The organism is Pseudomonas sp. V98_8, assembly GCF_029967975.1.
GTDB classification, from domain to species: Bacteria; Pseudomonadota; Gammaproteobacteria; order Pseudomonadales; family Pseudomonadaceae; genus Aquipseudomonas; species Aquipseudomonas umsongensis.
The window spans coordinates 31,616-45,637 of the sequence record NZ_JASCAE010000047.1 but is presented as its reverse complement, the minus strand read 5'-3'; the positions used below and the strand labels follow the sequence as shown (position 1 = coordinate 45,637).

The window sequence follows — 14,022 nt, the reverse complement described above, 5'->3', positions numbered from 1 at the left end:
TGGCCGGGAAGAATCGCTACGGGCAAATACTTAGTTCAGATTTTTCTAAACTAATGGAAGTGGGAGAGATAGACTTCACAGGTTGAACGCCGCAACCCATGTGGGAGCGGGCTTGCTCGCGAAGGCGTCGTGTCAGTCGATATCAATGTTGCCTGATACACCGCCTTCGCGAGCAAGCCCGCTCCCACAGTTGATCTCCATCGCCATGAGCATCACGCGCTATTTTGTAATCGGAGCCCCCATGGCCAACGCTTTACCCGACCTGAAACTTTTGCGCATTTTCGTCAGCGTGGTCCGCCATCAGGGCTTCGCCAACGCCCAGCAAGAGCTCAACCTTTCGACATCGGCCATCAGCACCTACATGAGCCAGCTCGAATCCGCCCTGGGGCTGGTGTTGTGCCATCGCGGCCGTGGCGGGTTCAGCCTGACCAGCAAGGGTGAGCTGTTTCATCAGGAAACCTTGCGTCTATTGGGCGAACTCGAAGGTTTCGAGCAATATGCCGCCGCGCTCAAAGGCGAATTGCGCGGTACGCTGAACCTGGGAGTGATCGACTCCACGGTCAGCGACAAGGCCTTGCCGTTCGCCGAAGCCATTGGCGCCTACAGCCAGGAGCACCCGGCGGTGCACTTGCACCTGTCGGTGATGAGCCCCTATGAACTGCAACTGGGTGTGCAGGACAACCGCCTCGACCTGGCCATCGGCGCGTTTTCCACGCGCATGAGCGGTCTGGTGTACATGCCCCTGTACCGAGAGCAGCACTGGTTGTATTGCAGCACGCGGCACCCGTTGTTCAATGAACGGCGCATTCCCGAGCAAGTCATCACCCAGCAACGCATGGTCGGCCGAGGCTACTGGAGTCAGGCCGAACTGGCCCGTCACGGCTTCAAGCACAGCGCCGCGACCGTGGAGAGTATGGAGGCGCAGCTGATCCTGGTGCTGTCCGGCGCCTACATCGGTTACTTGCCGGAACACTATGCCCAGGCGTGGGCCGACAAGGGCGACCTGCGTGTGTTGTTGCCGGCGACCTTCGGTTATCAGGCTCCGTTCTCGATGATCGTACGCCGGGGGCGTAGTCGCGAGCCGTTGATCCAGACCTTTCGCGATTTGCTCAAAGCACAACTCAACCAGGCGTGAAGAAGATGCCGAGAATTCAATGCCCCCGCTGCCTGCGTCCTCAGAGCCATTGCCTGTGTCCGCTGATCCCCAGCCTCGACAGCCGCACCCGGGTGTTGCTGTTGCAACACCCGGGCGAAGTGAACCATGCGCTGAACACCGCGCGGTTGGCGGCATTGGGGTTGAAGAACGCCGAGCTGATCGTCGGTGAGGTGTTCGAGGATTTGCCAAGGTTATTAAGTCAGCCGGGCTATCAGGCGCGGTTGTTGTTTCCTGGCGAGGAGGCGCAACCGATGCAGGCGTATACCGCATCCGACAAGCCGCTGTTGCTGGTGGTCCCGGACGGAACCTGGCGCAAGGCGCGCAAGATGTTGCACTTGAACCCGTTGCTGGCGGCGCTGCCCAGGGTAACCCTGGCCGAGGGTGGCGTGTCCCGCTATCGACTGCGCAAGGCGCCAGGGCCCGGCGCGTTGTCGACAGTGGAGGCGATTGTGCAGGCGCTGGAAGCTCTAGAGGCGCCGACCTCGTTTGCGCCGTTGCTCAAGCCGTTTGAAGCACTGATCGAGGGGCAGATTGAGGCGATGGGGGAGGAGACTTTCCTACGCAATCACACTCACTGATAGTTCCCACGCTCTGCGTGGGAATTCATCCTGTGACGCTCTGCGTCACGCTTGTAAATGGGACGCGGAGCGTCCCGGGCTGCATTACCACGCAGAGCGTGGGAACGATCGGTGGTTAGCGCTCGCGCATCGCCTCGGTCCGTGCTTTCAGTACTGGTTTAAGCAGGTAGTCCAGCACCGTCTTTTCCCCGGTAATGATATCCACCGTCGCCACCATCCCCGGAATGATCAGCAAGGGTTTCGCGTCCCCGCCAAGGTGGTTTTTATCGGTGCGCACCTGGATCAGGTAAAAGCTGTTGCCCTTGTCGTCGGTGATGGTGTCGGCGCCGATCAATTCCAGCTTGGCACTCAGGCCACCGTAGATCGTGTAGTCGTAGGCACTGAACTTGACCATGGCTTTCTGGCCCGGATGCAGGAACGCCACGTCCTGTGGCCGAACCTTGGCCTCGATCAGCAGGTTGTCTTCCAGCGGTACGATTTCCACCATGTCACTGCCCGGCTGGACCACACCGCCGATGGTGTTGACCTTCAACAGCTTGATAATGCCCTTGACCGGCGAGGCCACGGTAGTGCGGGTCACTCGGTCGTCGATGGCAATGCTCGAGGCCGTGATTTTCGACAGGTCGGTACGTTTTTCATTGAGCTCTTTCGCTGCATCCGAGCGGAACGACTGTTCGGACTCGTCGATCTTGCTGCGGATCTCGGCAATGGCCGATTCCGCCCGGGGAATGGCCAGGGTAGTGGCGTTCAGTGAGCCGCGGATTTCCACCGCGCTGCGCTTGAGTCGCAGGATCTCCACCGGCGACACGGCGCCGGTCTTGACCAGGGGCTCGGACATCGCCATCTCCTGGTTGACCAACGCCAGGCTGGAGCCGTACTGCCCGGCTTTGGAACGAAACTCCGCCAGTTCCTGGGTTTTTTGCCGCAGTTGTTCGGTCAGGGTGCGCTGTTCGCTGGCCAGTCGGCGTTGGCGCTGTTCGTACAGCGAGCGTTCGTCTTCGGCGACTTGCGGCGCCTTGGCGATCACCTCTTCCGACAGCTTGAATGGCCGTCCTTCGGCTTCCGCCGACAGGCGTTCGACCTGAGCGGTCAGCGCGTAACGATCGACCTCGCTTTCGCCCTTGTTCGACAGGTAGCGCGTGTCATCCAGGCGTAGCAGGGTATCGCCCTTGTTCACCATTTGCCCTTCACGCACGAAGATCTCGGTGACGATGCCGCCCTCAAGGTTCTGGATCACCTGGACCTTGCTCGACGGAATCGCCTTGCCTTCGCCCATGGTGACTTCCTGCAGTACCGCGAACTTGGCCCAGACCAAGGCGCTGATCAGCAATGCGGCGGCGAGCCACACGGTGATCCGCGACCAGCGTGGGGAGTCCTGCAGAGCGGCGCCAGCCGTTTCCGGCATGTACTCGGCTTCGGCACTTTTGCCGAAGCTGTCAAAGTAGCCACGTGCTTTCGAAGCATTCGATGAAGCAGACATAGGCGACTCCTAGACGGCCGCAGAGCCGACTCGGCCCTTGCGCAATGCATCGATGACCGCTTCTTTCGGGCCGTCGGCGACGATCCTCCCGTTGTCCAGTACCACCAAGCGATCGACCAGGCTGAGCATCGAGGTGCGATGGGTCACCAGCAGCAGGGTCTTGCCCTGGACCCAGGCGTGGAGTTTTTGCCGCAAGGCGTCTTCGCTGCTGTTGTCCATGGCACTGGTGGGCTCGTCGAGCAGCATGATCGGTGGGTCGAGCAATAAAGCGCGGGCCAGCAATACTGCCTGGCGTTGACCACCGGACAGCAACTGCCCACGCTCGCCGACCGGGCGGTCGAAGCCTTGCGGATGTTGCCGGGCGAGTTCGGTGACGCCGGTCAGTTCGGCCACTTCGAGCATTCGTGCGTCACTGATGTAGCGCGCGCCCAGGGTCAGGTTGTCACGCAGGCTGCCGGCCAGCAAAGGCAGGTCATGGGCGACGTAACCGATCTGATGGCGCAGGTCGGCGACGTCCAGTTGGCGCAGGTCCAGGCCATCGAGCAGCAATTGGCCTTGCGCCGGTTCGTAGAATCCCATCACCAGGCGCGCCAGGGTGCTTTTGCCGGAGCCGCTGCGACCGATGATGCCAATCCGTTCGCCGGGTTTCACGCTGAAACTGACATTGGCCAGCGCCGGGGCGTTCTGGCCGTTGTAGTGGAAGGTCACGCCGACCACATCCAGGGCGCCTTGCAGTTGCGTGCGCTCCAACGGCCGTTGTTTGGCATCGCGCTCCTGGGGCAGGGACATCAGCGCGTCGGTGCTTTTCATGGTCAGTTGCGCTTGCTGGTAGCGGGTGATCAGGCCGGCGATTTGCCCCAGCGGCGCCAGGACGCGACTGCCGAGCATGTAGGTCGCTACCAACGCACCGACGCTGAGGTTGCCGGCGATGATGCTGTAGACCCCGGCGACGATGGTGGCCATGCCGGAAAACTGTTGGATGAACAGCGTGCCATTGGTGGCCAGCGCCGAGAGGTTGCGCGCGTGGCTGTCGAGGCGGGTGAGGGCGCCGTGGGTGCTTTCCCATTTGTGCTGGCGTTCGCTTTCGGCGCTGCAGGCCTTGAGGGTTTCCAGGCCGCCCAGGGTTTCGATCAACAGGGCTTGGCGTTCGGCGCCCAGGGCCAGGCTTCGCTGCACGGTGTCACGCAAGCGCGCCTGAATGATCATGGCGAAAATGATCGTGATCGGAAACGCCAGCAGTGGAATCACCACCAGCCAGCCACCCAGCAGGCCGATCACCACCAGCATCAGCAGTGCGAAGGGCAGGTCGATCAGGCTGGTGAGGGTGACGGCGGTGAGGAACTCGCGCAGACCCTGGAAATCGTGAATGCTCTGGGCAAAACCACCAATGGTCGCTGGCTTGGCTTTCATCGCCATGCCCGTGATGCGTTCGAACAGGGTCGCCGAGAGAATCACGTCGGTCTTCTTGCCGGCGGTGTCCAGTAGATGCGCGCGCACCACCCGTAGCACCAGTTCGAATCCGGTGCCGATCAGCAGGCCGATGGACAACACCCACAGCGTCGAGGTGGCCTGGTTCGGCACCACGCGGTCGTAGGTCTGCATCACGAACAGCGGCACCATCAGCCCCAGCAGGTTGATCAGGAAGCTCGCCAGGATCGCATCGCTGTACAACCATTTCGACAGCTTCAGGGTGTCGCGAAACCACGCCTCTACCCGTGGCACCAGCGGTGAACGAAGGTCTTCGAGTTCATGCCGTGGCCGGGCGAACAGCGCCTGGCCACTGTAATGCCCGGCAAGCTCTTGCGTCGTGGTCCATTGTTCGCCGCCATCGGCTTCGCTGGGCAAAACCAGGACCCGGCCATCCTCGCCAAAGCGGCGCAGCACGGTGGTACGACCGTTGTTGAGCAACAGCAGCACTGGCAGGTTAAGTGCAGAGATGTCTTTGAGGTCGCGGCGCAACAGGCGCGCCTGCAATCCGGCCCGGGCCGCTGCGCGGGGCAGCAGGTCCAGGCTCAGGCGTTGGTGTGCCATAGGCAGCCCGGCACTCAGGCTGGCGCGACTGACCGTCGCGCCGTGGAGTTTGCAGAGGATCAACAGACCGTCAAGAAGCGGGTCATCGAAGCTCAGGCGTGGATCGACACCGGTGTTGGCGGTTTCCATGCTGGTCACATTGATCGCTCCGGTAATTGCATAGATACCTGCACATCAGCCCGTAGGAGCTGCCGCAGGCTGCGATCTTTTGACTTTGATTTCAAGAAGGAAAAGATCAAAAGATCGCAGCCCGCGGCAGCTCCTACAGGGGGTTATTTGAGTTCAGGCAGGCGAGCTTCGCTTTTCACTTCGGCCTGGGCGATTGCATCGGCGGGCAGCACCACGCGTTGCTTGCTCAGCAACTGACCCATGTTCGCCAGCACCCGGTACATCGAAAACTCCTCGATGTAGCGTACTTCGGTGTAGCGGCGATTGGCGTTGTAAAGCTCGTTTTCGCTGTCCAGCAGGTCGAGCAGGGTCCGTTGGCCGAGGCCGAACTGATCCTGATACGCCACGCGTACGCGTCGGCTGGTTTCGGCATATTCGCGGGCGGTCGGGGTTTGCTTCTTGGCGTTGACCATCGCGTTCCAGGCCAGGTGGATGTTTTCGTTGAGCTGGCGCAGGGCGTTGTTGCGAATGTCCATCGCCTGATTGATCTTGTGGGCATCGGACTGCAGGCGCGCCTTGTCACTGCCGCCGCGGAACAGGTTGTAGTTCATCACCACCCCGACCCGCCACTCGTTGTCATGGCCTTCTTCGCCCGCGATGTTGTTGTTCGCGCCCACCGCGGCTTCGGCGTCGAAGCGCGGGTAGAACGGCGACTTGGCGACTTCGTACTGGCTCTCGGCTGATTGCACGTCGGCCTGGGCGGATTTCAGGTAGGGGTTGTTCTCCACCATGCTTTGCTGGGCATCTGGCAGGGAGGCTGGCACCTCACCGCGGATCGACGGCGGGGCTTCCAGTTCATCGGGCAGGCGCCCGACGACGGCGGCGAAGTTCGACTCGGCATCGGCCAAATCGACTTCGGCGGTGTCGAGGTTGTTTTCCGCCAGTGCCCGACGGGCAGTGGATTGGTCGGCGTCGGCGTTGCTGCCGATCCCCCGCTGGGTGCGCATGCCGATCTGGTCGTTGACTCGAAGGTGCGCTTGCAGGTTGTTCCTGGCCAGGGTCACCAGTTCACGGCGCTTGAGCACTTCGAGGTAAACCTCGGCGGTGCGCAGGGCCAGGTCCTGGGCGGTGCCTTGGGCGTAGTACGCCCGGGAGTTGACCACGCCCTTGGTCCGCTCGACTTCGTTGGCGGTGTTGAACCCATCGAAGAGCATCTGACGAAGGCGCAGTTCTGATTGGGTGTAATTGAGGATCTCGGTGTGGTGATTACCCAGAGCCCGGGTGTTGGTGTTGTCGCTGTACCCGCGCCCGTATGCGGCATTCAGGTCCACCGATGGATAAAAGCCCCCCTTGGCGACCTTCACATCTTCATCAGCCGACAGACGGCTGTCCACCCGCGATGCAAGCTCCGGGTGGGTGGCGATAGTGCTCTGGATCGCTTCCGTCAGTGACATTGCATGCGCTTGGGAGCTGCAGGCAATTGCCAGCAAAACTGCGCTGTAGAGGGGGCTTAAAAGGCGCATCGTGCATCTCCCTGAATCCTAATGGTGCTTTATCAGTCGCCAATTATTTGACGACATTTATAGGCAAAACCGTTTCAAGCTTGTAACACAAGAGCTAAGAACATTTTCAGGAAGAGCTAAGAAGTATTTCTCATAACACTTATGCCAAAAAAAACTTATGTACTCTGCAAAATCCAGCACATTGTTCACTGTGAAAGCCTTGATTTATGCGCTTTGTGGCGCACATCAGGATTTCAAAAAAGTTCAAATCCACTTATCGACAAAGAGCGGAGAAGTGCTGGAGGGGAGGGATGCGGCGCAGACTGAGGTGACGGTTTTTTGTCACTTGGGTGGTTCAGGACTGTTACGCAAAGCTGGCGGATGACGTTGTTCTCGACAGGTAGCCCAATGCCATTGATTGCAAAGGTCTTATCCGGGTCATGGACACCGGCCGCGAGCAAAACGCTGGACGAGATCGACGCCAGGGCAACGGTTACTTCAGGTAGTCCGTATTGACTGGCAGACGATCTATCCGCTAATCCCGCTTGAGCCCATGTGCATCTCCGCATTCAGACAGGTGCCGACAAAGCGTTGGCAGCGGAGGGAATGCACATGGCTACGCTCATCGGTATCGTCAGCAAGGTTATCGGTCAGGTCTTCGCGGTGGCGGGTGACGGCACCCGTCGAGTGTTGATCGAAGGGGACCGGTTGTTTGCCGGCGATCAGCTGGTGACCGGGGCCGAAGGCGCGGTGGCGGTGCATCTGCAAAATGGCCAGGAACTGACGCTGGGTCGCGGCAGTAGCCTGCAAATGACCGCCCAGTTGCTGGCGCAGTCGTCGCCCCATGTGGTGACGGATGAAGCGACGACCCCGAGCCAGGCACAGTTGACCGATGTCGAGCAATTGCAAAAAGCCATCGCCGCAGGCGACGACCCAACCCAGACCGCCGAAGCGACCGCGGCCGGTCCGGGTTCGACCGAACCTGCCGATGGAGCACAGGGTGGGGGCCACAGTTTCGTCATGCTCGAGGAAGTCGGGGGGAGGGTCGAACCGACCATTGGCTTCCCCACCGCCGGGTTCAATGGCATTCCAGAGTTCCCGCTTGCGCGGCACGACGGCGATAACAACCCCGACAACGCTGAGCCTGCGCCGCTGATCAGGCCGCCGGTGGTCACACTGCCCGAAGCCCCACCGTCGGACGTCACGCCGCCAGCCGTCATACCACCGGATGTCACGCCACCTGTCGTCACGCCACCTGAAGTCTTGCCCCCGGTCATCACGCCACCGGTGAACCATCCGGTCAGTCTCGATGGTCTGTCAGTGGAGGGTGGTGAACTGACCGTCAACGAAGCCAACCTGCCCGACGGTTCCGCCAGCAATCCCGCCGCACTGACCCAGAACGGCACCTTCACCGTCACGGCGCCTGACGGGCTGACCAGCCTGAGCATCGGTGGCATCGCCGTGATCAGCGCTGGCGTAGCCAACGGTTTTCCGCAGTCGATCACCACGCCGCTGGGCAGCACCCTGACCATCACCGGGTACAACCCAACCACAGGCGTCGTGAGTTACAGCTACACCCTCAACGACAACGAAAACCATTCGAGCGGAGACGGCACTCAACTCAGCGAACACTTCACCGTGATTGCCGGTGACAGCAATGGCGACACCGCCACCGGTTCCCTGGACGTCACCATCGTCGACGACATGCCCAAGGCGAAGGATGACAACAACCCCGACACCGCCTCGGAAACCCGGCTCAGCCTCGAAGGCAGCGTCCTGGGCAATGACGTGCAAGGTGCCGACCGGGTAGCGAGCGGACCCAACAGCGGCCCAATCACCCCCGGCACGTTCGTCGGCACCTACGGCACCCTGGTGCTCAACGCCAATGGCACCTACACCTACACCCTCAATCCCGGCGATGCCGACTTCAAGGCCTTGCACGCGGGCGGCAATGGCACCGAAACCTTCACCTACATCCTGACCGATGCCGACGGCGACAGCAGCGCCGCCCAGCTGGTGCTGAACGTGCACAACAACGATGACGGGGTGACCCTCGGCGGCCTGGACGTCGCAGGCGGCGAACTGACCGTCTACGAAAAAAACCTCATGTACGGCAGCGACCCCGATGCCCCGGCGCTGACCCAGCACGGGACCTTCACCGTCAACGCCCCGGACGGCCTGCAGAGCCTGAGCATTTCCGGTGTCTCGATCATCAGCGGTGGCGTGGTGCAGCCGTTGCCGATCTCCGGCACTACCGGGTTGGGCAGCACCCTGACCGTCACCGGCTTTGACCCGGCCACCGGCGTGGTGAGCTACAGCTACACCCTGAACTACACCGACACCCACCCCAACGCCGACGGTGCCAACAGCATCACCGAGAACTTCGAAGTCATCGCCATCGATGCCGACGGCAGCGAGGCGCGTGGGGAAATCAACGTCAAGATCGTCGACGACCTGCCGACCGCCAACCCCGATGCGACCTCGGTGGTCGAGGGCGGCACCGTCACCGGCAACGTACTGTCGAACGACGTCGGCGGTGCCGATGGCTCCGGCGGCGGCGTGGTCGGCGTGCGTGCGGGCAATGACACCTCGACCCCGGTGCATGGCGGCCTGAACAGCCAGATCAACGGCACCTACGGCTACCTGACGCTGGATGCCGCGGGCAACGCCGTGTACCACAGCTACCCGAACTCGGTCAGCGGCCCGGGTGCGAGCGACGTGTTCACCTACACCCTGCGCGACGCCGACGGTGACGAAAGCACCACCACCGTGACCATCGACGTGCACAACAGCTGCCTGGTCGCGGCCAGCGATCATGACGTCACCGTGTACGAAAAAGCCCTGGACCTGCACCAGGACGGCCAGGACCTGGCCCCCGGCAGCGTGAATGGCAGCCAGCCGAATAGCGCCGGTGAAACCGCCAGCGGCACCCTGGTCGGCTCGGTCCATGGCGCCAGTGGCGCCATCACCTACAGCCTGCTCAGCAACGCCATCGGCACCTACGGCCAACTGCAGCTGCACTCCGACGGCAGTTACACCTACACCCTGACCTCACCGGCCAGCACCATGCCGCAGGTCAACGACGGTGCCAATACCCTGCACGAGAGCTTCACCTACCAGGTCACCGACAGCCAGGGCAATGTCGCGACCAGCACCATCGTGATCAATATCGTCGATGACGTGCCGACCGCTACTCCCGATATAGCCTCGGTGGGAGAAGGCGGCTACATCGGCGGTAATGTGCTGTGGAATGACAACGCGGGTGCCGATGGCCAGTTCGCCGGCGGCGGCGTGGTCGGCGTGCGTGCCGGCGACGACACCTCGACCCCGGTGCATGGTGGCCTGAACACCCAGATCAACGGCACCTACGGTTACCTGACGCTGGATGCCGCGGGCAACGCGCTTTACCACAGCTACCCGAATTCGGTGAGTGGCCCGGGCGCGAGTGACGTGTTCACCTATACCCTGCGCGACGGTGACGGTGACGAAAGTACCGCCACCATCACCATCGACGTACACAACAATTGCTTTGTGGCGACCAGCGACCACGACGTGACCGTCTACGAAAAAGCCCTGGACCTGCACCAGGACGGCCAGGACCTGGCCCCCGGCAACGTGAATGGCAGCCAGCCGAGCAGCCCGGTCGAAACCGCCAGCGGCACCCTGGTCGGCGCGGTTCACGGCGGCAGCGGTGCCATCACCTACAGCCTGCTCAGCAATGCCATCGGTACCTACGGCCAGCTGTTGCTGCACCCCGACGGCAGCTACACCTACACCCTGACCTCGCCGGCCAGCACCATGCCGCAGGCCGACGACGGCGGCAACACCCTGCACGAAAGCTTCACCTACCAGGCCACAGATGCCCAGGGCAATGTCGCCACCAGCACCATCGTGATCAACATCGTCGATGACGTGCCCACCGCTATCATCGACCACACCTCGGTGGGAGAGGGCGGCTACATCGGCGGCAATGTGCTGTGGAACGACAACGCGGGGGCCGACGGCCAGTTCGCCGGCGGCGGCGTGGTCGGCGTGCGTGCAGGCGCGGACACCTCGACCCCGGTACACGGGGGCCTGAACAGCCAGATCAACGGCACCTACGGCTACCTGACTTTGGACGCAGCGGGTAATGCGCTGTACCACAGCTACCCCAACTCGGTCAGCGGCCCGGGTGCGAGTGACGTGTTCACCTACACCTTGCGTGACGGTGACGGTGACGAAAGCACCACCACCATCATCATCGACGTGCACAACAGTTGCCTGGTCGCAGCCAGCGATCAGGACGTCACCGTGTACGAAAAAGCCCTGGACCAGCCGTGCGACACCGGCGAAACCGCCAGTGGCACCCTGGTCGGTGCGGTCCATGGCGGCAGCGGCGCCATCACCTACAGCCTGGTCAGCAATGCGATCGGCACTTACGGCCAACTGCTGCTGCACCCCGACGGCAGCTACACCTACACCCTGACCTCACCGGCCAGCACCACACCGGCGGCCAACGATGGCGCCAACACCCTGCACGAAAGTTTTACCTACCAGGCCACCGACGCCTTGGGCAACATCGCCACCAGCACCATCGTGGTCAACATTGTCGATGACGTGCCGACCGCTATCGCCGATGCCACCTCGGTGGGAGAGGGCGGCTACATCGGCGGCAATGTGTTGTGGAACGACCACGTAGGCGCCGATGGCCAGTTCGCCGGCGGCGGCGTGGTCGGCGTACGTGCCGGCGACGACACGTCGACCCCGGTACATGGCGGTCTGAACAGCCAGATCAACGGCACCTACGGCTACCTGACTTTGGACGCAGCGGGTAATGCGCTGTACCACAGCTACCCCAACTCGGTCAGCGGCCCGGGTGCGAGTGACGTGTTCACCTACACCCTGCGCGATGGCGATGGTGACGAAAGCACCACCACCGTGACCATCGACGTGCACAACAGCTGCCTGGTGGCGGCCAGCGATCAGGACGTCACCGTGTACGAAAAAGCCCTGGACCAGCCGTGCGACACCGGCGAAACCGCCAGTGGCACCCTGGTCGGTGCGGTCCATGGCGGCAGCGGCGCCATCACCTACAGCCTGGTCAGCAACGCCATCGGCACCTACGGCCAACTGCTGCTGCACCCCGACGGCAGCTACACCTACACCTTGGCCGGCCCGGCCAGCACCACACCGGCGGCCAACGACGGCGCCAACACCCTGCACGAAAGTTTTACCTACCAGGCCACCGACGCCCTGGGCAACATCGCCACCAGCACCATCGTGGTCAACATAGTCGATGACGTACCGACCGCTATCGCCGATGCCACCTCGGTGGGAGAGGGCGGCTACATCGGCGGCAATGTGTTGTGGAACGACCACGTAGGCGCCGATGGTCAGTTCGCCGGCGGCGGCGTGGTCGGTGTGCGTGCCGGCGACGTGGTCGGTGTGCGTGCCGGCGACGACACGTCGACCCCGGTACATGGCGGCCTGAACAGCCAGATCAACGGCACCTACGGCTACCTGACGCTGGATGCCGCGGGCAATGCGCTGTACCACAGCTACCCGAACTCGGTCAGCGGCCCGGGCGCGAGCGATGTGTTCACCTATACCCTGCGCGATGGCGACGGTGACGAAAGCACCACCACCGTGACCATCGACGTGCACAACAGCAGCCTCGTGCCGTCCTGCGACAGCGACGTGACCGTCTACGCCAAAACCCTGAACCAGGACGGTCAGGACCTGATAGCCAAAGGCGCGGACTTTACCGGGACCCAACAGATCTACAGCCTGACCGGCAGCAATGCCGCCATTGCCCGCAGTGCGTTCGTCGCCAATACGGCAGCCATGACCGCAGTGCTGGTGGTCAGCGGAGCGCTGGGGTCAGTCAACGGCAACCACGACCATGACCTGATCACCGTTAATCTCAAACAGGGGGAAACCCTCAACCTGGATCACAACCTCGCCGCCGGCCACGTCAGCATGGAGTACTCGATCAACGATGGCGCCTACGTCGCCGTCGCTGACGGCCAGACCATCACGGCGACGACGGATGCGACCTATCACATCCACGTCACCAGCCTCCCTGATGGTCTGGACCCAAGTGCTAGCGATGCTGAAAACTACCAGTTGAAGCTGACCGTCGATTACTCCGGGGCCCACGACATGGCACCGGACAACCATGACACCTACAGCGCCAGCGATAACCATGGCGGCAGCGACATCAGCTACCAGGATGGCCACACCCTCACCGGGACAGCGGGGGATGACACGCTGGTAGCCGGCAATGGCGACGCCATCATCCATGCCGGTGACGGCAATGACTTGCTCTACAGCGGCCCGGGCAACGATCTGCTCGATGGTGGTACGGGCATCGACACCGCCAGTTATGCCCACGCCACTGCCGGCGTCACGGTCAATCTCGGCGAGACTGGCGCACAGGACACCTTCGGTGCCGGCACTGACACCTTGACCGCCATCGAAAACCTGACCGGCTCCAATTTCAATGACGCACTTACGGGAGACCACAACAGCAATATCATCACCGGCGGCCTGGGCAACGACGTGCTCAACGGCGAGGGTGGTGACGACTTCCTGATCGGCGGGTTGGGCAACAACACCCTGACCGGCGGCAGTGGTGCCGACACCTTCCAGTGGCTCAACGGCAACAGCGGCCACGACGTCATCACCGACTTTACGCCGGGGGCCGACAAGCTGGACCTGTCGCAATTGCTGCAAGGGGAGAACAGTACCGCCGCCTCACTGGATGACTACCTGCATTTTACCGTCAGCGGCAGCGGCGCTTCACTGGTGACCAGCATCGACGTCAGTGCCATGGCTGGTGCGGCGCCGAACCAGACCATCGACCTGGCGGGTGTCAACCTGGCCAGTCACTATGGGGTGACGCCGGGGGCGGGCGGGGTCATCGGCGGCGCGGACACGGCCACCATCATCAACGGTATGCTCAATGACCACTCGTTGAAGGTGGATACCGTGTGACCTGAAACCGCAATGAAAAACTGGTTGAACGCCGATATCCCTGTAGGAGCGAGCAAGCTCGCGATGGACGTCAACGATGACGCGGGGATCCTGGATGCACGCGGTGCACTTGAGATCATCGCGAGCATGCTCGCTCCTACAGGGGATAAGCCCAAAAAACCACAGTCCCTGTGAAAGGGGCTGCGGTTTTTT

The 14,022-nt window shown here is 62.2% G+C and carries 7 protein-coding genes; 4 read left to right on the top strand and 3 right to left on the bottom strand.

What is annotated here, in order from left to right; all coding sequences use genetic code 11:
- The first annotated feature begins 241 nt into the window (after positions 1-241).
- Positions 242-1,135, top strand: a complete 894-nt coding sequence (locus QLG10_RS15305; protein ID WP_007984914.1) for a LysR family transcriptional regulator — start codon at positions 242-244, stop codon at positions 1,133-1,135.
- Positions 1,136-1,140: 5 nt separating this feature from the next.
- A complete protein-coding gene (locus tag QLG10_RS15300; protein WP_282487643.1) occupies positions 1,141-1,734 on the top strand; it encodes a DTW domain-containing protein in 594 nt (197 codons plus the stop codon).
- Between the two features lie 115 nt (positions 1,735-1,849).
- On the opposite strand, the gene QLG10_RS15295 is transcribed toward QLG10_RS15300, so the two are convergent.
- The 3 genes from QLG10_RS15295 to QLG10_RS15285 form a co-directional block, all read right to left on the bottom strand.
- Positions 1,850-3,214, bottom strand: a complete 1,365-nt coding sequence (locus QLG10_RS15295; RefSeq protein WP_110752647.1) for an HlyD family type I secretion periplasmic adaptor subunit — start codon at positions 3,212-3,214, stop codon at positions 1,850-1,852.
- Between the two features lie 9 nt (positions 3,215-3,223).
- The gene (locus QLG10_RS15290) at positions 3,224-5,383 is read right to left on the bottom strand and encodes a type I secretion system permease/ATPase (RefSeq protein ID WP_282487642.1); all 2,160 of its coding nucleotides are present in this window, start codon (positions 5,381-5,383) and stop codon (positions 3,224-3,226) included.
- 134 nt (positions 5,384-5,517) lie between these two features.
- Positions 5,518-6,876, bottom strand: coding sequence for a TolC family outer membrane protein (locus QLG10_RS15285; protein ID WP_110752651.1), 1,359 nt, complete (start codon positions 6,874-6,876; stop codon positions 5,518-5,520).
- Between the two features lie 591 nt (positions 6,877-7,467).
- Here QLG10_RS15285 and QLG10_RS15280 point away from each other — a divergent pair.
- Together QLG10_RS15280 and QLG10_RS15275 are read left to right on the top strand one after the other, a co-directional pair.
- Positions 7,468-13,830: a retention module-containing protein gene (locus QLG10_RS15280; protein WP_282487641.1), complete on the top strand. Its 6,363-nt coding sequence runs from the start codon at positions 7,468-7,470 to the stop codon at positions 13,828-13,830.
- Positions 13,831-13,842: 12 nt separating this feature from the next.
- Positions 13,843-14,004, top strand: coding sequence for a hypothetical protein (locus tag QLG10_RS15275; protein ID WP_177411656.1), 162 nt, complete (start codon positions 13,843-13,845; stop codon positions 14,002-14,004).
- Positions 14,005-14,022 lie beyond the last annotated feature (18 nt).